The sequence below is a fragment of the Desulfosarcina variabilis str. Montpellier genome (genome assembly GCF_048565275.1).
Classification (GTDB): Bacteria; Desulfobacterota; Desulfobacteria; order Desulfobacterales; family Desulfosarcinaceae; genus Desulfosarcina; species Desulfosarcina variabilis.
Window position 1 is genome coordinate 8,930,921 of sequence record NZ_CP159846.1, and the last position, 22,904, is coordinate 8,953,824.

Here is a 22,904-nt window from a genome sequence, read left to right on the forward strand (position 1 = left end):
TATCAGGAGTCGATCATTGAGTACCAAGCGAAATGTTTATTTAGACATGAAACCCCTTGAAGAGGCGCGCCAGATTCTCTTCGACCATTTTCCCGCCACAGGCAACACGGCTGTCGAAACGGTTTCTCCACCTGAAGCCGTGGGCCGTGTGTTGGCTGAGCCGGTCATGGCGGCCGTATCGTCACCCAACTTTCATGCCGCCGCCATGGACGGCGTGGCCGTCGATGCGGCCGATACCTACGGGGCCAGCCAGTCCAAACCCAAAGAGCTGACAGTCGGCTCCCAGGTTCATTTTGTCAATACCGGTCATGTGATGCCGGAAGGCACCAATGCGGTAATCATGATCGAAAACATCCAGACCGTCGGCGAGGACCGTATCCGTATCGAAGCCCCGGCTTTTCCCTGGCAGCACGTACGCAAGATGGGCGAAGACATCGTGGCCACCGAGCTGCTCTACCCCCGCGGACACATGGTCAGCTCCTATTGCCTCGGTGCCCTGATCGCCGGCGGTGTCTACCAGGTCCCGGTGAGGCGCAAACCCCGGGTGTTGATCATTCCCACCGGCTCGGAACTGGTGGACTGGCGTACCACCGATCCCAAAGACCTGAAACCGGGTCAGGTATTGGAAAGCAACGCCTATGTGATTGAAAAAATAATCGAGGAGTGCGGTGGACAGGCCCTGCGTCATGACCGGGTCATCGACGATCTGGATTTGATTCGCCAGACCGTGGCCGATGCCATGGCCGGCGACGTGGACATGGTTTTGACCATCGGCGGGTCATCCGCCGGGTCCAAGGATTACGCCTTGCCCATGCTGAAAGATCTGGGCCAGCTTCTGGTACATGGCGTAACCATCATGCCCGGCAAACCGGTCATTCTCGGCGACATTCAGAACAAACCCTTTTTCGGTATGCCCGGTTATCCGGTGTCGACCATCATCATCTGTGAACAGTTTGTGCGGCCCATGATCAAACGCATGCTGGGCGTTGCCGATGATGAGCGCCAGCGTGTACCTGTGATGCCCACCCGCAAAATCGCATCCAAGCTGGGCATTGAAGAATTCCTGCGCGTCAAACTGGGCCAGGTGGGCGAGCATATCGTGGCCACGCCCCTGCCCCGCGGTGCCGGCACCATCACCAGTATCACCGAGGCCGATGGCATCATCCGCATCCCGCGCCAGTCGGAAGGCATCAAAGACAGCGATGCGGTCGTGGCCGAGCTGATCAAGCCTCTGTCCACCATCCGTAATACCATCGTTATCGTGGGCAGCCACGACAACACCCTTGATGTGCTGGCCGACGAACTGCGCGCCGGCGATGCCGGTCTGACGCTTTCGTCCAGTCACGTGGGCAGCATGGGTGGCCTCATAGCCGTCAAACGCGGTGTCTGTCACCTGGCCGGCACGCATCTGCTGGATACCGAAACCGGCGAATACAACCTGTCCTATATTAAACGATACCTGCCGGATGTTCCCGTGCAGTTGGTCAACCTGGTCATGCGCGATCAGGGGCTCATCGTTCCCAAAGGCAATCCCAAAGGCATCAAAGGGATCGAAGATCTGGGCCGCCAAGATGTCAGCTTTATCAACCGTCAGGGCGGCTCGGGCACGCGTATCCTGCTCGACTACCGGTTAGGGCAGTTGGGTCTTTCTCCGGATGCGATCAACGGTTATACCAACGAGGAATTCACCCATATGAACGTGGCCGTGGCCGTGCTCAGCGGGTCGGCCGATGCCGGCCTGGGGATCTATGCGGCGGCCAAGGCCCTGGATCTGGATTTTATCCCCGTAGTCACCGAGCAGTACGATCTGCTCATCCCCATGGCCTATATGGAAACCAAAAACATCCAGACCCTTTTGGCAACGATTCAAACGGACCGGTTCAAAAAGCGAGTTGTGGCGCTCGGCGGGTATAGTACCGAGAAAACGGGACAGATTATGGGATGAAAAAAAACTACACCCTTCTCGATCACACCGCAGACCTTAGGATCCGCATCACCGGCGACAGCCAGGCCGCGCTTTTTCAAAACGCCGGCCTGGCCCTGGCCGACCTGATCTGCGAAGCCAATTCACTCACCCCAGACGAAACACTGACCATCGACGTTGAAGGCGATGATCCGGCCGATCTGATGGTCAATTATCTGCGCGAGCTCTTGTACCAGTGGTCAGGTGAGGAAAAACTGATTCAAAAAGTGGATATTCTCGTCCTTTCAGACCGCACCTTGTCCGCCCGCATCCACACAACACACTATAACCCCGATCAGCACACCATTTTAAACGAAATCAAGGCGGTCACCTACCATCAGATTGCCGTGGAGCCGGTGGCAGGCGGCTGGCAGGCCACCGTTGTATTTGATATCTGATTTTAGTTTCCCACGAAAATTTTTTATTCGCTCTTGTTTTTTAATTTGGACCAAAAGCCTGAGGCCAGTCTCAACTACAGCTCTTTTTGTTTTTATCTGGCTGAGTGCCATGGCCTCATTGATAAGTTCATCGTCAATAACGATGTTGGTTCTCATCATTCTGCTCCTTTTTAAAAAAAATGTGTATGATTTTTATAATCATGTACACATCCAATCGTTGTCAAAGTAAACATGGCTCCAACGTGCATAATTATAAAAAAAAACAGTGATATAGAAGGAAGTGATTGAGAATGGTCTGTACTAAACAAATGAAAATGGGCCTATAATACGATTTTTGGCTCTGAAAATCGTAAAGAACTGAATCTGGCGAATCGCGATTGGTCCGAGCCTCAATATCGTGGTACAACGCAGTCCAACTGAAAGGGTATGGCGGTATCGGGCCAAACTGACAATCGTGATGGGTATGGGTATGGCAAACGGTTCAAATTCTCTGGAGGAGCCACTTTTCACGGGCCCCTTTTTGCTGTTGCTGGCTTGCAGCATGATGTTGCAGACCGGCATGGGTGTATTTTACCTGTTCCCCTTGTATGTTTTGGATATTGGGGGCAACAAGGCCGATATCGGCATCCTCATGGGCGCCATGTCTTTGGCGGCGGTTTGTGGACGTCCCGCAGTTTCCAGCCTCGTGGATCGAATTGGCCGCAAGCGCAGCCTGGTGATCGCAAGCCTGTTGCTGATGCTGGTGAGTATGCTCCACCTTTTTGTCAAGGGCGCCATCAACCAAACCCTGCCACTGCTTTTAATACTGCGGCTGATGTTCGGCGGAGGCCTGGCGCTATGCATTGTCGCCGGTCTGACCATGACCGCCGACCTGGTGCCCGCGTCCAGGCTCACCGAGGGAATCGGCTACTTTGGCATCACCCCCCTGGTGGGTATCGCATTGGGCCCCGTGGTGGCCGAAGGAATGGTTCATCAATGGGGGTTTGACGCCATCTTTTTCATCGGGTTGGCCGTTTTTATCGCAGCGTTCCTCCTCTTGATGCCCCTGCGGGATCGATTTGTCCCCACCATCGATAAGGCCACAGGCAATGGTAATTTCTTCAAGGCGCTCCGCATTCCCATTGTTTGGCGCATGTCTTTGATCTGCCTTTGTTTCGGCCTGGCCTTCGCAGCCCACAGCAGTTTTATCGCCCCCTTTGCCCAAAAAAACGCACTACCGGTTTCGGCCTACTTTGCGGCCTATTCCGCATCAGCGGTATTGGCCAGGCTGATGGGCGGCTACATTTTCAACCGCTTTGATGAGATACAGATTATGCCGTTTGCCCTGGTCCTGGGTGGGATTGGATTCCTCTGTCTGATCGGCGTATCCACCACAATGGGCCTTATGGGAACCGGATTTTTGGCAGGAATCGGGCACGGCCTGCTTTTCCCCAGCTTAATCGCTGTGACCATTCGTCCCATCACGGCCGATAATCGAGGCAAAGTCAACGGTGTGCTCACCGGCGGTTTCGACGCAGGCGTGTTCATGGGCGCCCTGATCATGGGCCAACTCGGCGAACTTTTCGGCTTTGGGATCATCTTCGGCACCTCGGCTGCAGCCATATTCCTGGGGTTGACCATTTTCCTGCGCATCCGTCCCATGATCGTTCGGCGTTGATCCGCACCGAAAGAGCAATAAAAAGGCGGTTGCACCAAGACGACTGCGGGTTTGATGCAAATCTGGAATAGGGGTCAAGTCTGCCCTTGACTCAATATTGTCTGTCGAACATAATCCATTCTTTTCGCCAGTTGCCGATCGGACCGGATTCGGCGCAAGTTGCTTTGAGTCAGGCACTTCGATGTGTCGTTTCTTTTCAAAGAATCGTTTCTTCAGCTTTTCAACAAATTGCCTGTCACCAAGCATGGATGGCCATTTTTTCAAGCTCAAAAGCCGAAGCAAATTCTCTTCTTCACCCTCCTCCATAAACGCCCGATATTTTTTGACGTGCTCTCTGGGAGCCTTGACAAGCATGGATAAGATGAACTGCTTGTGCAGTCAATCCCATTTCCTGACCTTGGAAAGATAGCCTTTATGGCTTGACCATTCGAAATTCTCAGCGCTTGTCACCATACCGGCACGAACCGGATTCAGGTGGATGTAGCGGACCAATTGCAGCAGATAATTATCTTCCGCGACAATATGGCCTTGTATCGGCCTTTGAACAGCGGGCCATCCAACGAATGCGCGCGATTGAATCGTTGCGTATAGACACCGTTGATATGCCGCATGCACCTGGATAAATTACCATCCGGTGTCTGCACCAAAAGATGGTAATAGTTGGGCATCAGGCAAAATGCGCTGATACGCAGTGCGAAAAGCTCGATCGCTTCATGTAAAACGTAGATAAATCGTATTTTTCGACTGCATTTTAGATTCTTTTCATGGAGACCGACTTTTTTCTTGACAAACGTCTTGAGTCTTTTATATATATTGACTGACGGTCGGTCAATTATCGAATCAATCACATCCGTAGGAGCGAAAAACAAACATGGCAAGAATCGTAAAGAAACCGGATGAAAGACGTAAAGAAATTCTTCAGGCCGCCAGGGAACTCTTCAAGACAAAAGAGTACGAGAAGGTGACTATGCAGGAGTTGATGGATAAGCTCAACATAGCAAAAGGGACCATTTACCATTACTTTTCTTCTAAAGACGACCTTCTCGAATCTGTCGTAGAAGATCTTATAGATGAAGAACTAAAGAGAAAGAAACAGTTACTGAAAAGCCGCCGATGTCGCAACCTTAATGCGCTTGAAAAGTTTCGGGTCCTTGTAACGTCAGATACCATGGCGGAAAAAAACGAGGAGATTCTTGAAAGTCTTCATCACCCTGGAAATACACTCATTCACACCAGACAGCTCGGAGACTATCTGATTAAACTCGCCCCTATTTTCGCTGCTGTTATTGAAGAAGGGTGTGATCAGGGCGTATTTAAGACGGAACACCCTCGTGAATGTGCCGAATTTATGCTGGCAGGCTTCCAGTTTTTGACAGATGTGGGTTTCTATCCTTGGAGCCAGTCACAACTTTCCCGACGAATTAAAGCATTTCCCTCTCTAATAGAGGCTCAATTAGGTGCGCCGAAAGGCTCTTTCAGTTTTCTTGCCGAATAAAAGCTCATGGTAATTGCCTTCATTAAACACCTTTTAAGCATAATTTTTTAATTTCCATTTTGTTCCTTGACAACCAACAAACGTATTTTTTTATTGTTTGCTTTTATTGACCGACGGTCGGTCAAAAAATGGCGATTATAACGACAAAGGGGGAAACAAACGACATGACAACAATCGACAAAAAGCTGAGTGAGAGAAGAAATGGAGGGATAATTGATATATAACTATAATTACAGACCTTTATTTTATTTCCTTATAACATTCATTGCGACCTGCGTCCTATGGTTTGCAGGAGCGTATATAAGTTTTCAGGAAGATATAAGTCATTTTTATATGCTACTGATGGTGCCGGGATTAATGGCACCGTTTCTTATTTCTGTCGTGATGATTTGGACATCTAAAAATTCTGCATTAAAAACGGAGTTTGTTAATCGGTTGATCAATCCCAGACTCATACGGCTAAAAATACTCCCTGTATTTTTTTTAATCATGCCGATTTCTGTTCTGGTATCCATTATTATTTCGCTTTCATTTGGGGAATCGATTTCGCAGTTTCGACTTTCCGAAGGTTTCTCGTTTTCTTCGGGATTTATTCCCGTACTGCTCCTCCTGTTGCTTGCCTCAACATTCGAAGAACTTGGATGGAGGGGGTACGCTTTTGATAGCCTGCAAAGCCGATACAACTATTTTACAGCATCGATTGTTTTCAGTGTGCTTTGGTCTGTCTGGCATTTTCCGCTCATATTTGTCAAGGACTCCTATCAGTATGAGGTCTTTCACCAGAACATCTGGTTCGGGATAAACTTTTTTGTCAGCATCATCCCAATGGGCATGATTATAAGTTGGATATGTTTAAAAAACAAAAAAAGTATGATTGCTGCGATTGTCTTTCATTTTATTATCAACATGTCACAGGAAATGCTTGAAATAACCCAAGCGACTAAATGTATCCAGACCGTAGTTCTTTTTGCCGTAGTGGCCGTTATTGTTACAATGGAGAAAGAGATGTTTTTCGAAAAACCTTGTCTCTTCGCAGAATACCAGAGTTAAAATCATTGAACCTTAAACGCTTTCTTAAAGCTTTGAGTCTCATAATAGTTCAGGAATATTGAAAGGAAAAAATTTAGAATGAGAAAATCATTTATAATGGCGGTCGCCCTCAGTGGAGCTGTCATTAACACGTTTTACAGCGTCGATATTCTAAGATCGATTTATGATTCACAATACAACAGTGCTATCAAAGAAATAATGATATCTGCCGTTGTTTTGGAAATCGGTTGGATAACATTGCTTATCTGGGTGATTATCGATCCATTTGAAAGGCGCCATATTCTATTGTTTACCATCCCACCGATTCTACTGGGGAATATTCTACACGGAGTCAATCAATTCTGGAGCCATAGTGAAAACTTAATGGCTATTGCCCTAAACACGGCTTTCGGTCTTTTCTATTCAGCATTGTTTTTTGCGGCGTTTATGGCAGGAAAAGATGAAAAAAATTGAGGTCTAAGGCATAGCCTTTATGAGATTTTCGTTAATTGCAAACCGAGAACAATGTAAAATGTTTAAAAAGGAATATTTCATGAAACCAATTACACTGAAATTGCTCATTATGGTTCTTATCTGTGTTTCATCGTTGACCGCTCTCGCCCAGGATCCTGGCAAATTGGAGTCTGGCCTTTCAGGCCGGATCCAGGGGGGTGCCTTTTTTCTACAATCCGATAGCCAATTATTGGTTACCGACAGCGATTCCATCAATACCAATCTGGAGGGACCTGTGGAAAGGTACGATGAGTTTTCAGCCATCGCATCCGTCTACCTGCATTACCAGTTTGAAAGCGGTACCGCGATATACGCAGGTAATCCAATGGAAATTGGGGAGGGGCTTTCTTTAAATGCTGGTGTTATCCAGCCTTTGGGGGACACCTCGCTGGATGTCGCTTTTACTTGGCTGCCGATAAATGAGGTCTGGAAAAATCCTTATCGGACAAACGCGGCCCGTGAAAAAAGCGACGCGGATGTTTATGGGATAAGGTTAAAATTGCTAACCATCGAGGGCAGCCGCTGGGAAGCAGAGTATGATTTGGAGCGGATCGATATCGATGAAGACGAGATCGGAGGGACGGAAGACGATTTAAAGCGAACAGGTTGGTCTCACGAACTTGGCCTGAAGTACACATTCCCGTTTCGTCAGGGAGGCGTTATTCGCCCCGAAATAACCTATACATACGGAGATATGGATGGGCACAGCAACAGTTATCACGGATTGGATGCAGGAATTCTTCTTCAGCAAAACAGCCAACCATGGATTTTTATCGGCCGAGTTTCCGGCTTTTATAACAAATACCAGAAGACACATCCGATATTCGATAAGACCCGTCAGGAAGGTGGCATTAGCGCCTTTGTTCAGGCGATTCGTTTGAACCTTTTCGGAGTGGAGCGTCTTTTTGCAAGTTTGGCGGCAGGGTATGTCTGGTCTGATGCAAATATCGATTTCTTCGATAGCCAAACGGTTGTCGGTCTTGCCAGCGTCGGGATCAATTTTTGATCCAGGCAGAATAAAAGATACAATTAAAAATAAGCAGATCGAGTCACTAATTCCTGGGCGAATCCGTTTTGGTTTTGCACTCCTGCATAATCAGGAAATAGAAGACATCAGCAGCGAAATTATCCGGCAAAAGCACCATGTGTGCTTGCTTTGGCTCACAACCATCTTTTTGCACTTGAAAGTAAAATTGTAGACTATAATTTTAAACACTTAGGTTGTACTGACATGCCAGTACGTGGCAAGTAAAACGCATGCAACTACTGCTATTGAAACGAAAACTGATCAGTCAAATGGACAGGCAACAGGTATGGTCCAATCCTCAATCGGCAAATAATGTTTAATGATACGGAAAGCTTTATCATTCGTAACCAATACCGCACCAACGGCAGCAGAATGAGCGGCAATGAGCATATCCATCGTTCCCAGCGGCGCTGCGTCCCTCTCACAAGACGCACGCAGTCTGGCATATACCTTTGCAGCGTTTGAATCCCATGGTAAAATTTCAACACGAACCTAAACTGGGCGATTCAAATTTTGGGATTCATGAAAATGGGCAAGCTTGGTAATACGATAGGCCATTATTACCTCCCAAAATTTGAACCCCTCACGGGGTTGCCGATCTCACCGCATCTCCGACGGTAGATGTCTTCCCGCATAGGCGACTATAGCGCAAAGACATCTGCCTTGTATATGCGGCAAGCTCGACAATCGCCCAGTTTAGGACGAATTAAGAATTATTTGATTACTTTAGGCAGGTGCCTGGCTTCCGCTTTTTCAGCTACGCAGTGAAGCAACTCCGCTTGGGTGATCGATGAGATACAAATACTTCCCATCGGTGCTTCAATCAAATGTTTTCGGACTGCGGTCGGCTTTCCTTTAATGATATAGCTGGCGGTGTTCGTATCCAGCATGTAAAGTTGCATTCAAGCCTCCGCTAAAACAGATCCAGGTCCGGCGGCAGTTCGTTGTCGCGATCAGCCATAAAATCCTGCGTCACCGCATTGGCATCTGCCAATTTGAAAAAGTCATCCCAGGATCCAGGCTTACGCGAAAGCACGATATTGCCCGAAACAGGATCCTTTCGAATAAAGACCTCTCTGCAATCGAAACGAAAAGCCGCCGGCAAACTCACCGCTTGACTGCGGCCATTCATAAACAGCTTGGCGGTATGACGCATAGTCCACATCCTTTTCGATACTTATGTGTCAATTTCAATTCTGTGGTATCGTTTTTTCCCTGCCCTTAAGATCATCTCACCATTTTTTATAAAGAGCGGACTGACCATCAGATCGAAAGCAGAAACCCTTTCTTCGTTGATGTATGCACCGTTCTGGCCAATCAGACGGCGCGCCTCTCCGGCGGAATTGGTCAATCCTGCACGCAGGAAGAGCTGGTAAGCGGGGATTCCGTCGGTTATCTCGCGCATTGCAATTCGGGTGGTAGGCAGCGTGCTTTCGGCACCTACCATCTTCTCGCGCCGGATACGACTGGACGGCAGCATCGCATGAGGAATTTTCCGGGTTCCAAAAGCGGCCTCCGCAGCGGCATGGGCCTCTTTGGCGGCTTGCTGTCCATGGGCCAGGGCTGTTGCCTCAAAGGCAAGAACGGCTTTTGCACCGTTCAAATCCGCACCTGAAACCTGTTCGAGTGCTTTGATTTCCGGCATGGGCAAAAACGTAAACAGAGAGAGAAACCGGGCCACATCCCGGTCGTCGGTATTGATCCAGAACTGGTAGTACGCGTAAGGTGAGGTTTTCAGCGGATCAAGCCATACGGCGCCGCTGGCACTTTTTCCCATTTTGCTGCCGTCGCTTTTGGTGATCAGCGGAAAGGTAATCCCAAAAACCGTTTTCTGGCGTTTCTTGCGCACCAGGTCGATGCCGGACACAATATTGCCCCACTGATCGCTGCCACCCATCTGGAGCCTGCAATCGTAAGTATCAAAGAGTTTGAAAAAATCGTAGGACTGAAGCAGCATGTAGTTGAACTCGATGAAGCTCAGGCCTTCTTCCGATTCGATCCGCTGCCGGTAACTTTCCGCCTTGATCATCCGGTTGATACTGAAATGCCTGCCGATATCCCTTAAAAAGGGAATGTAGGCAAGCTCGGCCAGCCAGTCCGCGTTGTTTGCCAGAATGGCACCCTGCTCGAAATCGATAAACCGGGAAAGCTGTCGCTTGATGCCATCAACGTTGGCGCCAATGGTTTTAAAGGTCATCATCTGGCGCATTTCGGTCTTGCCACTGGGGTCTCCGATCATTCCTGTGCCGCCGCCCACCAGTGCAATGGGACGGTGACCGCATCGCTGCATGTGGGCCAGGGACATGATGGGAATCAGGTGGCCGATGTGGAGGCTGTCGGCGGTGGGATCAAAACCGATGTAGCATGTTGCACCGCTTTGCGACAGGTATGCGCCCAATTCACTTTCGTGGGTCTGTTTTTCAATAAAGCCGCGCTCTTTCAGGATCTCCAAGACACCCATTGTTTTTTCTCCTATCAGGCTGAAAATAAAAAAAGGGCTGCAACCTTTGCAATGTGTTGCAGCCCTTTTAAAATAAAAATGCTGCAGTCCATCGCGATCCGCAGCATTGAAAGTTGGATTTTATTCTAAATCAAATCATGAGCAACACCACGGCAGCCGGATATGAATAATATCCACAATAATAATATGAACATTCGGCTGAACGATGGCGCTGCAAAAGATTCCTCCTGTATAAAGATTCGTTCCTTTAGCACTGCAATGAAAAAGAAATCAATATCTTTTTGGCATTGGGGTCTGTTTTAAACGGATCGTATCCTTTAATTGACATTTGCCCTGTGGCATTGGAAAGTTATCGTACAGGCAGCCATCGCACACAGCAACACGACAATCAACAGTCATCCGTCCAGGAGGTTCCCATGGAACTTACGCCTTTGAATCCGTATTGCTATGAAATCCCCCGCACCGGCGACATGCGCGTGCCCGGCCGCATTTTCATGAGCCGCCGGATGGTCGCCAATCTTACCGAGGCGGAGGCCCTCAAACAGGTGGCCAACGTGGCTACCCTGCCCGGCATCCTCACCGCGGCCATGGCCATGCCCGACATGCACTGGGGCTATGGGTTCCCCATCGGCGGGGTGGCGGCTTTTGACTGGAACACCGGCATTATTTCTCCCGGCGGCGTCGGGTATGACATCAACTGCGGTGTGCGCCTGGCTGGAACCGGTCTTACGGAAAAAGAAGTTCGGCCTGTGGCCGACCGTCTGGTGGAAGCCCTGTTCCAGAACATCCCCACCGGGGTGGGATCCACCGGGTCGGTCAAACTGTCCGCCAAGGAAGAAATGAAGGTACTCAGGCAGGGTGGACGCTGGGCCGTACGACAAGGCATGGGCGAGCCGTCGGATGTGGAGCGCACCGAAGACGGTGGGTGCATGACAGAAGCCGACCCAACGACGATCAGCCAGCGCGCCCTGGAGCGGGGAGCCAAACAATTGGGCACCCTGGGATCGGGCAATCACTTTTTGGAAGTGGGCGTGGTGGACGAGATTTTTGACGAGGACATCGCTCGTGCCTTTGGTCTGTTCGATGGCCAGATCACGGTCCTGCTGCATACCGGATCACGGGGCCTGGGCTACCAGGTCTGCGATGATTCCCTGGCCTTCATGAACAAGCATGTCAAAACCCTGGGAATCCGGTTGCCCGACCGCCAATTGGCCTGCGCCATGATCCGCAGCGCGGCAGGCGAACGCTATTTCAGCGCAATGGCCTGCGCGGCGAACTATGCCTGGGCCAACCGCCAGATTCTACTGCACCGCGCCCGGGAAACCTTCATGCAGGTGCTGGGCATCGGACCACGGGATCTGGCCATGCGTCAGGTGTACGACATCTGCCACAACATCGCCAAACGGGAAACCCACACGGTGGACGGCAAACCGCAAACCGTTTGCGTACACCGCAAAGGCGCCACCCGGGCCTTTGCCCCCGGCCACCCGGCAATCTGCGATGCCTATCGGTCCGTCGGCCAGCCGATCCTGATTCCCGGTGACATGGGTACCGCCTCCTATGTACTGGCCGGCACCCAGCGGGCCATGGAGGAAAGCTTTGGCTCCACCTGCCACGGCGCCGGACGGGTGCTGAGCCGCAAGGCCGCCAAGAAAAAAAGCCGTGGGCGCGCCATCCACCGCGAACTGGCCGAAAAAGGCATCTTGGTCAAATGGACCGGTCGCAGCACCCTGGCCGAAGAAATGCCCGACGCCTACAAGGACATCGACCAGGTGGTGGAAAGTGTGCATGGGGCCGGCATCTCAAAAAAAGTGGCACGGCTCAGGCCCATCTGCGTCATCAAAGGATAAACACAGTACAACGCCAATTCTGAACAGCCGATAATTAAACGCTCGCCTTCCTTTGTCATGGTTAACTGCTGCTGGGTCCCGTCCCCATTCCCGCTGTTTGTGTTTACCATTTATTGTTTTTTGCATTTCCCCATTAAACGAAACGGTGCTGTCGAATTTCTAAAGTTCTTAACTTCTTAAGGCAACGGGTCGATAAAAAAAAGATAGGGCTCACAAATAAAAAAAAGGAAACCCATCATGACTTCCAATGCAATATCGAAAGTCAGTGTCCAACCCGAACAATCCTATGCAATTGATCGCTTTAGGCCCAAGGATGCCGAAGGGGTAGCCCGGCTATTTCGTTCGGTTTACGGCGACAGCTACCCGGTAGCGGCCTATGTGGAGCCGGAACTGCTGATCCGGGAGAATGCCGACGAGCGCGTTATTTCCAGCGTGGCCCGCACTACGGATGGCGAAATTGTTGGCCACAATGCACTGTTCAACAGCGCCGCCCACCCGGGAACCTACGAGTCCGGTGCCGGGGTGGTGCACCAGGCCCATCGAGGCGCAAAGCGAATATTTACCGACTTGGTTGCCCATGGCCTAGAACTGGTCAAAACGCTGCCGGACGTGAACGCCGTGTTCAGTGAACCAGCCTGCACCCACCCTTTCAGTCAGAAAATGACAATCGAGTTGGGATTCACCACCAGAGCCCTTGAGGTGGATCTCATGCCGGCCGAAGCCTACTACGAAGACGGCAGCGCCAGCGGCCGGGTCGCGGCGTTTCTCGATTTTCGCACGATTCGCCAAAAACCCCATGCTGTCTATCTGCCCCATGCCTACCGGCAGGTGCTGGATTTTCTTTACGCGGACCTGGATGACCAGCGCGATTTGCGCCTTGCCGGAACAACGCTTCCAGCCCAACGGATTACCAACCTGCAGCTTCATGTATTTGATTTTGCCAGTGTGGCCCGTGTCGTCGTCTATACCACGGGCTTGGATTTTCAGGCCTCTATGACCCATCTGGAAGCAGAGCTTGAAAAAAAGAAAATTATGGTGACCCAAATTTTTCTCAACCTGGCCGAGCCGTGGGTCTGGCAGGCGGTGGAAACACTCAGGCACCGCGGCTATTTTCTGGGCGGTGTTTTGCTGCGGTGGTTCGATACGGATGGTCTGTTGATGCAGAAAACCCGCAAAGTCCCCGAATGGGACAAGATCTGCACCCACGCCAAGCGGCATCGGCAAATTCTCGCCCTTGTCCACGAGGACTGGCAGCGGGCCATAAGGATGAACAAGTAAAGGCTTTACTTTGCAAAGCGACTTTGCGCGGAGGTTTTCATCAATGGCCGCAGATGAAAACCTCCGGTGAATGCAAGATCCAACATATCCCCAAACAATGATTAGGCTTGAAGAGAAAATCTGTTTTATCTATCGTACGTGTGCCACCCCTGCCCGGTCTTGCGTCCCAGGTGACCGGCGGCAATGCGCTGGCGCAGGGCATTGCCGAAGCGGAAACGCTCGCCGTAGTTCTCCAAAAGCAGGTTGCCCACATCCAGGGCCATGTTTAGATCAGCCATGTCCATCAGGGCAAAAGGCCCGATTGGATGCCCCAGTCCCAACTGGCAGGCCGTATCGATGTCCTCCAGGCTGGCCACCCCTTCGTCAGCCAAGCGCACGGCTTCGTTGAACAGGGAAAAAAGCAGGCGATTGACCACGAAACCGGCAGTATCCTTGACCTGAACCGGCTGTTTCTTGATCATTTTGCAGGCCGCTAGTACTGCCTCAACCGTCTCCGGCGCGGTTTCCAGTGCGGGAATCACCTCCACCAGTTTCATGATGAAGGCCGGGGCAAAGAAATGGGCGCCGATAAAGCGCGGACGCCGCTGTTTCTCCACAGACGTGGCCAACAGGGTAATGGGAATAGAAGACGTATTGGTGGCGATGATGCATTCGGGTTTGGCCACCTTGTCCACCTCGGCCAGAATAGTCTTCTTCAACTCGATTTTCTCAAACACCGCCTCGACCACCATATCGGCATCGGCCATGGGCGCATAGTCACCGGTGGGCTGGATGCGATCCAGGGTGGCATCGCGCTGGTCCGCCGGAAAACGGCCTTTGTTAACCGCCTTGTCCACCACCTTGACCAGCCGGGCCTTACCTTTATCCGCCGCAGCCTGGTCCACATCTTTCAAAATCACCGCACAGCCAGCGACTGCGAAACAAAGACCGATCTCCGCCCCCATCATGCCGGCGCCCAATACGCCAACCTTTTTTATCTCACTCATTAGGAAACCCTTTCTATTATTATGGCCTGCCCATGCCCACCGCCACCGCATAGAGAGGCCAGCCCCCGGCTCAACCCCCGCTTCTCCATCTCGTGAATCAGGCTGACCGTGATGCGGCAACCGGTATCACCGATGGGATGGCCCAGGGCGATGCCGCTGCCGTTGACATTGACAATGTCCCGGTTGAGCCCCAATTCCTTTTCTACGGCTACCGAAGGCGCGGCAAAGGCCTCGTTGATTTCGATCAATTCGATATCGTCGATCGTGTACCCGGTCTGCTTGAACAGTTTGCGGACCGCATCGATGGGGCCGATGCCCATGATCTTAGGATCGACACCGACGGCCGCCGATCCGACCACGCGCCACTGACTTTTCATCTGGTACTGGTCTGCCATGGCCTTGGACATCACCAGCACCGCGCTGGCGCCGTCGTTGAGCCCCGAGGCATTACCGGCGGTAACACTGCCGTCCTTTTTGAATGCCGGTTTCAGATTGCTCAGCTCCTCCAGGGTGGTCTGCGGCTTGGGATGCTCGTCCGTATCGATAATTTTATCGGGTCTGCCGCGCTTGCCGGGAATGACCACGGGCACGATCTCATCCTTGAAACGGCCGGTCTCCAGGGCTTTTTTGGCGCGCATCTGGCTGGTGTAGGCGAATTCATCCTGCATCTCACGGGTGATCCCGTATTTCTCGGCCACGTTTTCCGCGGTCATGCCCATGATCAGGCCGGTGTGATGGTCGAACAAGCCATCCCAGATGCCGTCGGACAGTTCCTGATGGCGCCAGCCCAATCCCCAACGGGCATTCTTGATGCTGTAGGAGACATTGCTCATGCTCTCCCCACCGCCGGCCACCACCGCCTGGGACTCGCCCAACCGGATTTCCATGGACGCAATGCGGATGGCCTCCATACTCGAGCAGCAGGCACGGTTGAGCTGAACAGCGGACACATTGTCCGGGTATCCGGCCTTGAGCACCGCCCCGCGGGCCAGACCGTTTTCGTCACTTCTGACCATAACGGTGCCCCAATACACATCGTCAACCAGATCCTTGGAGAAATCCACCCGCTCGCAGACTTCCTTCAAGACCGTCACAGCCAAATGCTCATGGCTGGCCGCTTTCAGTGATCCGCCAAAAACGCCGATGGGGGTTCTTACCGCCGATACAATGATCGGGTCATTTGCTTTGTCTGTCATCTTCTTGTTTCCTTTTACCATTAAGTTCTTGTGACCGGCCGACCGGTCAATATTTAGTATGAAAAACCTTTTCCAGTTTATGGACAAACACTAACACCGTTGCAATTAATGAGTCGTTTACCCAAAGCAAGCGGTTAGCCTTTAGCAATCAGCTGTTAGCCCTTATCTGCTGAGAATTGGTCGGCAATTCGATTGTTACCAATTGGGTTAAACCCAAAATTTCAGCAATTTATTAAAATTGTTGTGCTAATTGCTAACGGCTAACGGCTAATCGCCCTTATAGGAAGGCATCATTGAGCGTTTCAAACCGCCGGTATGGGGCCCTTAGGATTCTTTCATCTTCCGAATGGCCCGCGCCATTTTGACAATTTTGGACGACCGTTCGTTCATGTAGTCGGTCGGATCAACGCCACTATAGTCAAAAGCGCCTTTCCCGGATTTCAATCCCAGATGGCCCTTGGCAACCAGCTCGGCGCCCAAAGGGTTCCCGCCCTCGGCATTGCTGTACAGCGAATGGTGAAGATCCAGGGCCACACGCTGAATCAGGTCCCAGCCAACGATGTCGTAAAGGGCCATGGGGCCTTCAAAGGCATAGCGCACACCGCTGGTGGCCTTGATGGCATTGTCGATGTCCTGGGGCGTGGTCCATCCCTGGGAGACCATATAGCCTGCTTCGCGCATCAGGGCGGTGGCCAGTCGATTGACGATAAATCCCGGTACATACTGGCGAATCACCGCAGGCGTCTTCCCCATCCGCTCGTGCAGGGCCACCACGGTTTCAAGGGTTTGCTCGGAGGTTTCAGGACCACACACGATTTCCACCAGGTCCATGATAAATGGCGGATTGAACCAATGGGTGATCAGCATGCGCTCGGGATGGGCGACCTCGGCGATCTCGAAGATATTGGAAGCCGAGGTGTTGCTGCACAGGATGCAGTCTTTGCTGCAGTATTGATTCAATTTGGCAAACGTGTCTTTTTTCACCGCCGGATCTTCGAAAACGCTTTCCACCACCAGATCGGCCGCGGGCAGGATTTGGTCCAGCCGATCCGTGGTCTCAAAGGTGATCAGGCGCTTTGCCTGCTCAGCATCGTCAGCGGTTGCCAATTGCTCTTTGACCAGCAGTGCAGTGCTGTTGGCAATGGCTTTTTCGGCCCGCGACAGGGACTCGGCGTCAAGGTCCACCAGGCTCGTTCTGAAACCGTTTAAGGCATAGACTTGAGCGATCCCCGCCCCCATGGTGCCGGCCCCCACAACCACGACCTGCCAATCATCAACCATCTTTTATCCCCTTTTGGATGCTGTTAAAAAGCAATGCATTTAATAAAGCAACACCTCAACGGCCGGTAAACTTGGGTGCACGCTTTTCAAGAAAATGGGCCACCCCCTCCTTGAAATCCTTCGATTCCAGGCTGCGCACAAGCTGCTGGTCGGCAAGCTCGGTAGCCTCGGCCAGGGTCTGGAACTGGGCGTCATAAACCTGTTTTTTCATGATCCCCAGCGAGCGCGGTGACACCATCGTGGCCATGTCGGTGGCGTAGGCCATGACCTGATCCATAAAGGTTGCCTCGGGCAGGACCCGGTTGACCAGTCCCATACCAAGGGCTTCCCGAGCATCGATCAGACGCGCCGAGAAAAGCAGGTCCAGGGCATTGGCCATGCCCACCGTGCGAGGCAACATCCAGCTGATGCCATGCTCGGCAATCAATCCCCGTCTTGCAAAGGCGGTAGTAAACTTGGCCTTTTCAGAGGCAAAACGGATGTCGCAGTAAAGGGTCATGATCAGTCCCAGGCCGGCGGCCGGCCCATTGATGGCGGCAATGATCGGCTTGGGAATGGACTGCAGATAGGAGTAGCGCTTCCTAAAATCAGATCGGGCCGCGTACCGGTTGGCTGGATCCAGTGCCGCTTCGGTCTGGATGCCGGACAAGATAGCAACAGCTGCTTCCGCATCTTCGGTGCCATTCAGGGCGGCAAGGCCTTGATCCGACGCATCCGACAACTCGCGCATGTCCGCACCGGCGCAAAATCCGCGGCCGGCGCCGGTGAGAATAATCACACAGACGTCATCGTCGCCGGCCGCAGTATGCAGGGCGTCACGAACCTCCAGGGACATGCGCGGGGTCCAGGCGTTGAGTCGATCCGGACGGTTGAGGGTGATGCAGGCCACCTTGTCGGCCGCTGTGTATCGGATTTCTTTATACGCCATCACTCATGTCACCTTTGCTGAATGGTTAGTGGATCAACAGTTGAGGCAGCCACAGGGCAATTTGTGGAAAGATAATGATGATCAGCAGGCACAGGGCCTGAATCAGCACAAAGGGAATAATTGCCTTGTAGATGTCGCCCATGGTCACCCCGCTCGGAACAATGGCTTTCATATAGAACAGATTGAATCCGAAGGGAGGCGTGAGATACCCCATTTCCATGTTCATGATAAACAAAATGCCAAACCAGACCGGATCGAATCCCAGAGATTTGATCAGGGGCACGAAAACCGGCGTACAGATCATGATAATGGCACCCGGATCCATCAACATGCCCAAAAACAGAAAACTCAGTTGAATGCCAAAGAGAATGACATATTTGGATACCGGCAGGGCGTCGACAACATCCTTGATAAAGTCCACGGCCCCGATGGCCGTGTACAAGGCAGCAAAACAGCTCCCACCAATGATGATCCACACCACCATGCATGAAAGTTTGAGGGTTTCGTAACTGCTCTCCTTGAAAACCTTCCAATTCATGCTTCCCGAGATGAACGCGCAGATGATGGAGCCCAGAGCGCCAATGGCCGCTGCCTCAGTGGGTGTGGCCACACCGAAAAAAATCGTTCCCAAAACAATAAAGATCAATGCTATGGGCAGCACAACCGATCGCAGAGCCTTCATCTTCTCATTCCACGTGGGCCGCTCGTCTGCCGGAATGGCGGGTCCAATGTCCTTTTGGAAGAAACAGCGAATGGCAATATAAAGGATAAACGCCCCCCCCAACAAAAGGCCCGGAAAGACGCCGGCGGCAAACAATGCTCCCACGGACTCATTGGCAAACAGGGCGTAAACAATCATCAGTACACTCGGCGGGATGAGAATACCCAGGGCCCCACCGGCAGCGATGGAGCCAATGACAATACTTTTATCGTACCCACGGTCAAGCATGGACGGCAGGGCCAGCACCCCCATACTGACGGTGGCACCGCCGCTGGTTCCGGTCATGGCCGCGAATATCATACAAATCACAACGGTTCCCATGGCCAGGCCACCTCGCAGGCCGCCGGCCCATTTGTGAACCGTATCGTACAGGGCGCTGGCCAGTCCGGACTTTTGCATGACCAGCCCCATGAAAATGAATAACGGAATCGCCGATAGAATAAAGTTCTGCATGACGCCCATTGTGTTCGCGGGAATGGCCATCAATGCAAACGGTCCCCACAGAAAATACGTGAAGATCACGCCAATGGAACCTAAGACAAACGCCAAGGGCAGACCGGTTAGCAGCGCACCGATCAGGGTAGCAAAGAGAATAAATGTGGTAACACCAACGTCCATTAGAAGTCACCCTTCACCAAGATGATAATATCCTTAAGGAATTTCGCTATACCTTGAAGCAAGAGAAGACCAGCCCCGATGGGCAGGGTCATTTTGAAGTAGTACAGTGGTGGGGCCCATTCCGTGGAATCGTGTTCCAACATCAGTACAGAACGCCAGGCCATCTGCCAGCCTTGCCAGAACAACACCCCCACAAACGCTAAAAACAGAGAAAACGTAATCAGATCCAACAGCGCCTTGCCTCGTTTCGGCAACGCGGCATAAACAATATCCATATTGGCGTGAGCTCCCCGGTAAAGGGTGTACCCGCCGCCGAGCATGATAAAGGCCCCGAAAAGCATGGCCGATAATTCGCTGATCCAGATGGTGGGACGCCCGAAAACATATCTTGAAATTACTTCGTAGCTTTCAAAAACGATAAGCAGGGGCATTAAAAAACTGGCCGTTTTCCCGACCCGATCATTGATGGCGTCAATTCCGCCGATCACCTTTTTAATGATGTGAATCATGTGTAATCCCCAGAGCCTGTTCGAAGACCGTGAACACGGTTTTCCAACCCCTCTCTCAGATGTGGGGGGTGGAGAGAAGTCCTCTCCACCCATATCAACAATTCATGCGATAGGCCGACGTTGTCAGGGTCAGCCTTTATTTTTTGATACTGCCGATTTCATTCAGGTATTCATAAAGTAGGTCGATCGCTTCTTTGCACAGGGGATCTTTGTTTTGGGCGATCTCATCCCACACCTTTTTACCGGCAGCTCTCATCTTTTCTGTTTCTTCCTCGGAAAGCGTATTGACGGTAACATCCCAGTTCTCGACCATGTCTTTGAGCGCTTTTTTGCTGATGTTACTCGTAAGCGAACGATTGAGGAAATTGCAGTCGCCGTTGGCGGCCGTTTCAATGATCGTTTGCTGCTCCTTGGACAAGGATTTCCAGACATCCATGTTGAACCAGATGCTGTTCCAGGAACCGATGATGGGCTCGGGCTTCATGTAGTTTTTGAGGATTTCATGAAATTTCATTTCATACATGGGGCCGGCATCAGCCCAGTGAGCGCCTTCGACCACGCCGGTGGCGAGACTGGTGTACAGTTCCGCGCCGGAAATCGATACCGTCGAGGCACCCATATTTCCCAACCACTTCTGCATGGTGCCGAAGGCGCGCAGCTTCATGCCCTTGAGGTCCTCGGCTTTGGTAACCGGTTTTTTAGTCATCAGGCCGGTGTTGTAAGATTCCATGGGAATGACGTAAATGTTGTGTTTGGCATACCCTTTTCTCAACAGATCGATAAACCCTTTCTGGAACATGAAAAAGTTGGCCTCATCGCCGTCCTTGAAGGCGAACGGCAGCCCCTGGGCGATGATACTGACCGGTACGCTTTTATACCAGTATCCTTCAGGTACACCTGCAGCCTCAACCACCCGATTGGTCACACTGCCCATGATCTCTTTCATGGGGACCAGTGCATTGACCGGGAAAATGCTGATTTTGATCTCACCGCCGGACATGGTTTCCACGTCCTTGACGAAATTGTCAAAACCGCGGTGCATCTGGTCCGGCGGCAAATGGCTTTGCAGCCTCAGGTTGATTTTGGCCGCTTCGGCAACCCCTGCGACTGAAACACCAATAAACAACATGGCGATGACGATACCGATAATTTTCCGTTGGCTGATCTTCATTTTGTCCTCCTCAGTTGAAATGTGTTCCGTTTTATCCTCACCCATGGCCATAGCTGCTTTAAAAAAGATAAACCAATAATAAAACAGCGCATTGACTTCGGTTTTTTATCTTACAACAAACCAACCAACCATCTGAGTCATAAAAAAATGATTCTTATTCAGAATGAATAACAGTTTTCCACCTGTCGCCATCGAGCTTGACCTCTTTCGGTTTGTGATCAAGCCGTTTGCCGGTTATCCTGGGATAACCGGCAAACGACTCATCGAGAAGGCAATTCACTCCATTTTCTCATTTGAGATCAGGAGGAAATGCAGGGAGGCCAACAAAATCGCGATGACGAGTGCCATCTTCAATGCGTGCGGCCCGTTTCGCGGCCGCCTTGTAGCGATCGAAATCCGCCAAGGCCAGAATCGACAGCTTTTGGGCTTCCAATGATCCTTCGGCATGGATGGTCAGGACATCTTCATAACACGAGGTCAGATCTCTAACCAATTTTACCATACGCAAACGGTGCTCAGTCGGGACCCCGGCTTTGCCACCAAACACCTTGTCTAAAATATCGTGCAGCTCAGGATTGAAATAATCCTTTCCCGACGGGCACGTCGCCACGATCCCGCCGGCAATGTCCTGGATATATTTGGTTGCCGTGTGCCAGTTGTTGGCAAAATAATATTTGCAGATATTGGCGATCATCGGATTGGGATATACATAGGATGAATCCTTCTCGGCCGTGCAGTACTCGCAGGCCGCCTTGCCCAATATTTCAACGGCTTCGGCATACATCACCAGCCAGGTCAGTTTGTCGCGAACATGAGATGCTTTTTCAATGCCATTATACTCCGCCATCAGCGTGGCCGCGCCGGTGAACAGCTCGAGTTCCATGGATTTGTAGGTCTCGGCACTGAGCCGATGGAAATTGGCGAACATGTAGGCCATTTGACCGGCGAATTCCCATTCGCCTTTGAGAAAAATGCGTTCTTTGGGAATGAACACCTTGTCAAAGATAATCGTCGCATCATTGATAAAAACGCTTTTGGCGATGGGGTGGTCGAACAGTGACGTTTCCGCGTTGATTTCAGGTTCCGCCGACACCATAGTGATCCCCTTGGCATTGGCCGGTACACTGAAGGCGACCGCAAAGGCCTTGTCGTCCTCACGCATGGCCCGGCAGGGAGCGATGAGGATCTCATTGCAAAGGGGCGCTTGACTGATGTGCGTTTTGGCGCCACTGACAATGATGCCGTCTGCGGTTTCCTCCTCAATTCTGACATAATAGTCCGGATGAATCTGCTGCGCGGGACGCAACCCACGGTCGCCCTTGATATCGGTAAGCCCCATGGCAAAAGACAGATCGTTCCTCTGCAGGTGCTTGCGGTAGGCTTCCACGTTTTCGGCATAGTTGGTGCCATACTTCTTATCAATCCGACGGCTGACCACGGTGACGGCGTTCAAGCCGTCTTTGGCCACAAACTTCGCTCCCGGTGGTTTTCCAAAACACACTCTCGCCCAGAGCTTGACTACCTCACGCAATCGAAGCAGATCGGCCTTTGTCCGCTGGGGAATCAGAGCAAAGTTGACCGGCTCACCATCTTCATCGACATCGGTCAAAAGGTCCTTAAAATCCGGATTGTTGCTCAGAACATAATCCATAGCCACCCAATCCCGGCAAACCTTCAAAATGGGATCGGTGGTCACATCATTGATGCGTTTTCCATTTAAATAAACGACGCGCCCGTCTTTCAGGCTTTCTATGTATTGCTTAGGTGAAATAATGGCCATGATCGTCCTCCATTGTTAAATGTCGCCGAATCATCTGTAGGGA

General features: G+C 51.5%; 23 protein-coding genes. 9 read left to right on the forward strand and 14 right to left on the reverse strand.

Annotated elements, in window-relative coordinates; translation table 11 throughout:
• Nucleotides 1–16 precede the first annotated feature (16 nt).
• Both Dvar_RS40110 and Dvar_RS40115 read left to right on the forward strand, forming a co-directional pair.
• A complete protein-coding gene (locus Dvar_RS40110) occupies nt 17–1,945 on the forward strand; it encodes a molybdopterin biosynthesis protein (RefSeq protein WP_419659068.1) in 1,929 nt (642 codons plus the stop codon).
• Nucleotides 1,942–2,361 carry an archease gene (locus Dvar_RS40115; protein WP_419659069.1) on the forward strand — a complete coding sequence of 140 codons (420 nt, stop codon included), beginning with the start codon at nt 1,942–1,944 and terminating at the stop codon, nt 2,359–2,361. The genes Dvar_RS40110 and Dvar_RS40115 overlap by 4 nt, the downstream gene beginning before the upstream one ends.
• Here the strand turns inward: Dvar_RS40115 and Dvar_RS40120 are convergent.
• Nucleotides 2,272–2,520: a type II toxin-antitoxin system VapB family antitoxin gene (locus tag Dvar_RS40120; RefSeq protein ID WP_419659070.1), complete on the reverse strand. Its 249-nt coding sequence runs from the start codon at nt 2,518–2,520 to the stop codon at nt 2,272–2,274. The genes Dvar_RS40115 and Dvar_RS40120 overlap by 90 nt on opposite strands.
• A gap of 310 nt (nt 2,521–2,830) precedes the next feature.
• Between Dvar_RS40120 and Dvar_RS40125 the strand changes: the two genes are divergently transcribed.
• Nucleotides 2,831–4,018 (forward strand): MFS transporter, encoded by a 1,188-nt coding sequence (locus tag Dvar_RS40125; protein WP_419659071.1) that lies wholly within the window; start codon nt 2,831–2,833, stop codon nt 4,016–4,018.
• Between the two features lie 470 nt (nt 4,019–4,488).
• Here the strand turns inward: Dvar_RS40125 and Dvar_RS40130 are convergent, their stop codons facing one another.
• Nucleotides 4,489–4,866 carry a transposase gene (locus tag Dvar_RS40130; protein ID WP_419659072.1) on the reverse strand — a complete coding sequence of 126 codons (378 nt, stop codon included), beginning with the start codon at nt 4,864–4,866 and terminating at the stop codon, nt 4,489–4,491.
• A gap of 23 nt (nt 4,867–4,889) precedes the next feature.
• Between Dvar_RS40130 and Dvar_RS40135 the strand changes: the two genes are divergently transcribed.
• The 4 genes from Dvar_RS40135 to Dvar_RS40150 all read left to right on the forward strand — a co-directional run bounded on the left by Dvar_RS40135 (nt 4,890) and on the right by Dvar_RS40150 (nt 8,061).
• Nucleotides 4,890–5,513 carry a TetR/AcrR family transcriptional regulator gene (locus Dvar_RS40135; protein ID WP_419659073.1) on the forward strand — a complete coding sequence of 208 codons (624 nt, stop codon included), beginning with the start codon at nt 4,890–4,892 and terminating at the stop codon, nt 5,511–5,513.
• A 213-nt stretch (nt 5,514–5,726) separates the two neighbouring features.
• Entirely contained in the window at nt 5,727–6,563 is an 837-nt protein-coding gene (gene mmrce1, locus Dvar_RS40140; RefSeq protein ID WP_419659074.1) for an MmRce1 family CPBP family CAAX prenyl protease, read from the forward strand.
• Nucleotides 6,564–6,641: 78 nt separating this feature from the next.
• Nucleotides 6,642–7,016: a hypothetical protein gene (locus tag Dvar_RS40145; protein ID WP_419659075.1), complete on the forward strand. Its 375-nt coding sequence runs from the start codon at nt 6,642–6,644 to the stop codon at nt 7,014–7,016.
• Nucleotides 7,017–7,095: 79 nt separating this feature from the next.
• Entirely contained in the window at nt 7,096–8,061 is a 966-nt protein-coding gene (locus Dvar_RS40150; RefSeq protein ID WP_419659076.1) for a DUF2860 family protein, read from the forward strand.
• Nucleotides 8,062–8,343: 282 nt separating this feature from the next.
• On the opposite strand, the gene Dvar_RS40155 is transcribed toward Dvar_RS40150, so the two are convergent.
• From Dvar_RS40155 to tyrS, 4 genes are all read right to left on the reverse strand, one after another.
• Entirely contained in the window at nt 8,344–8,562 is a 219-nt protein-coding gene (locus Dvar_RS40155) for a PIN domain-containing protein (RefSeq protein WP_419664231.1), read from the reverse strand.
• Between the two features lie 233 nt (nt 8,563–8,795).
• Nucleotides 8,796–8,984, reverse strand: coding sequence for a PIN domain-containing protein (locus Dvar_RS40160; RefSeq protein ID WP_419659077.1), 189 nt, complete (start codon nt 8,982–8,984; stop codon nt 8,796–8,798).
• An 11-nt stretch (nt 8,985–8,995) separates the two neighbouring features.
• Nucleotides 8,996–9,238: an antitoxin gene (locus Dvar_RS40165; RefSeq protein WP_419659078.1), complete on the reverse strand. Its 243-nt coding sequence runs from the start codon at nt 9,236–9,238 to the stop codon at nt 8,996–8,998.
• 21 nt (nt 9,239–9,259) lie between these two features.
• Nucleotides 9,260–10,543: a tyrosine--tRNA ligase gene (tyrS, locus tag Dvar_RS40170; RefSeq protein ID WP_419659079.1), complete on the reverse strand. Its 1,284-nt coding sequence runs from the start codon at nt 10,541–10,543 to the stop codon at nt 9,260–9,262.
• A gap of 416 nt (nt 10,544–10,959) precedes the next feature.
• Between tyrS and Dvar_RS40175 the strand changes: the two genes are divergently transcribed.
• Nucleotides 10,960–12,393, forward strand: coding sequence for an RtcB family protein (locus tag Dvar_RS40175; RefSeq protein ID WP_419659080.1), 1,434 nt, complete (start codon nt 10,960–10,962; stop codon nt 12,391–12,393).
• A gap of 237 nt (nt 12,394–12,630) precedes the next feature.
• Complete coding sequence (locus Dvar_RS40180; RefSeq protein ID WP_419659081.1) at nt 12,631–13,671, forward strand: hypothetical protein; 1,041 nt, start codon at nt 12,631–12,633, stop codon at nt 13,669–13,671.
• A gap of 125 nt (nt 13,672–13,796) precedes the next feature.
• Here the strand turns inward: Dvar_RS40180 and Dvar_RS40185 are convergent, their stop codons facing one another.
• The 8 genes from Dvar_RS40185 to Dvar_RS40220 all read right to left on the reverse strand — a co-directional run bounded on the left by Dvar_RS40185 (nt 13,797) and on the right by Dvar_RS40220 (nt 22,861).
• Nucleotides 13,797–14,657: a 3-hydroxyacyl-CoA dehydrogenase family protein gene (locus Dvar_RS40185; protein ID WP_419659082.1), complete on the reverse strand. Its 861-nt coding sequence runs from the start codon at nt 14,655–14,657 to the stop codon at nt 13,797–13,799.
• Entirely contained in the window at nt 14,657–15,853 is a 1,197-nt protein-coding gene (locus tag Dvar_RS40190) for a thiolase family protein (protein WP_419659083.1), read from the reverse strand. The genes Dvar_RS40185 and Dvar_RS40190 overlap by 1 nt, the downstream gene beginning before the upstream one ends.
• Nucleotides 15,854–16,177: 324 nt before the next feature.
• The gene (locus Dvar_RS40195) at nt 16,178–17,134 is read right to left on the reverse strand and encodes a 3-hydroxyacyl-CoA dehydrogenase family protein (protein WP_419659084.1); all 957 of its coding nucleotides are present in this window, start codon (nt 17,132–17,134) and stop codon (nt 16,178–16,180) included.
• A 55-nt stretch (nt 17,135–17,189) separates the two neighbouring features.
• Nucleotides 17,190–18,062 (reverse strand): enoyl-CoA hydratase, encoded by an 873-nt coding sequence (locus Dvar_RS40200; protein WP_419659085.1) that lies wholly within the window; start codon nt 18,060–18,062, stop codon nt 17,190–17,192.
• A 25-nt stretch (nt 18,063–18,087) separates the two neighbouring features.
• Nucleotides 18,088–19,401 (reverse strand): TRAP transporter large permease, encoded by a 1,314-nt coding sequence (locus Dvar_RS40205; protein WP_419659086.1) that lies wholly within the window; start codon nt 19,399–19,401, stop codon nt 18,088–18,090.
• Nucleotides 19,401–19,910, reverse strand: coding sequence for a TRAP transporter small permease subunit (locus Dvar_RS40210; protein ID WP_419659087.1), 510 nt, complete (start codon nt 19,908–19,910; stop codon nt 19,401–19,403). Before Dvar_RS40210 ends, Dvar_RS40205 begins: the two co-directional genes overlap by 1 nt.
• A gap of 136 nt (nt 19,911–20,046) precedes the next feature.
• Entirely contained in the window at nt 20,047–21,081 is a 1,035-nt protein-coding gene (dctP, locus tag Dvar_RS40215; RefSeq protein ID WP_419659088.1) for a TRAP transporter substrate-binding protein DctP, read from the reverse strand.
• Between the two features lie 289 nt (nt 21,082–21,370).
• Nucleotides 21,371–22,861, reverse strand: a complete 1,491-nt coding sequence (locus Dvar_RS40220; protein WP_419659089.1) for a 4-hydroxyphenylacetate 3-hydroxylase N-terminal domain-containing protein — start codon at nt 22,859–22,861, stop codon at nt 21,371–21,373.
• Nucleotides 22,862–22,904 lie beyond the last annotated feature (43 nt).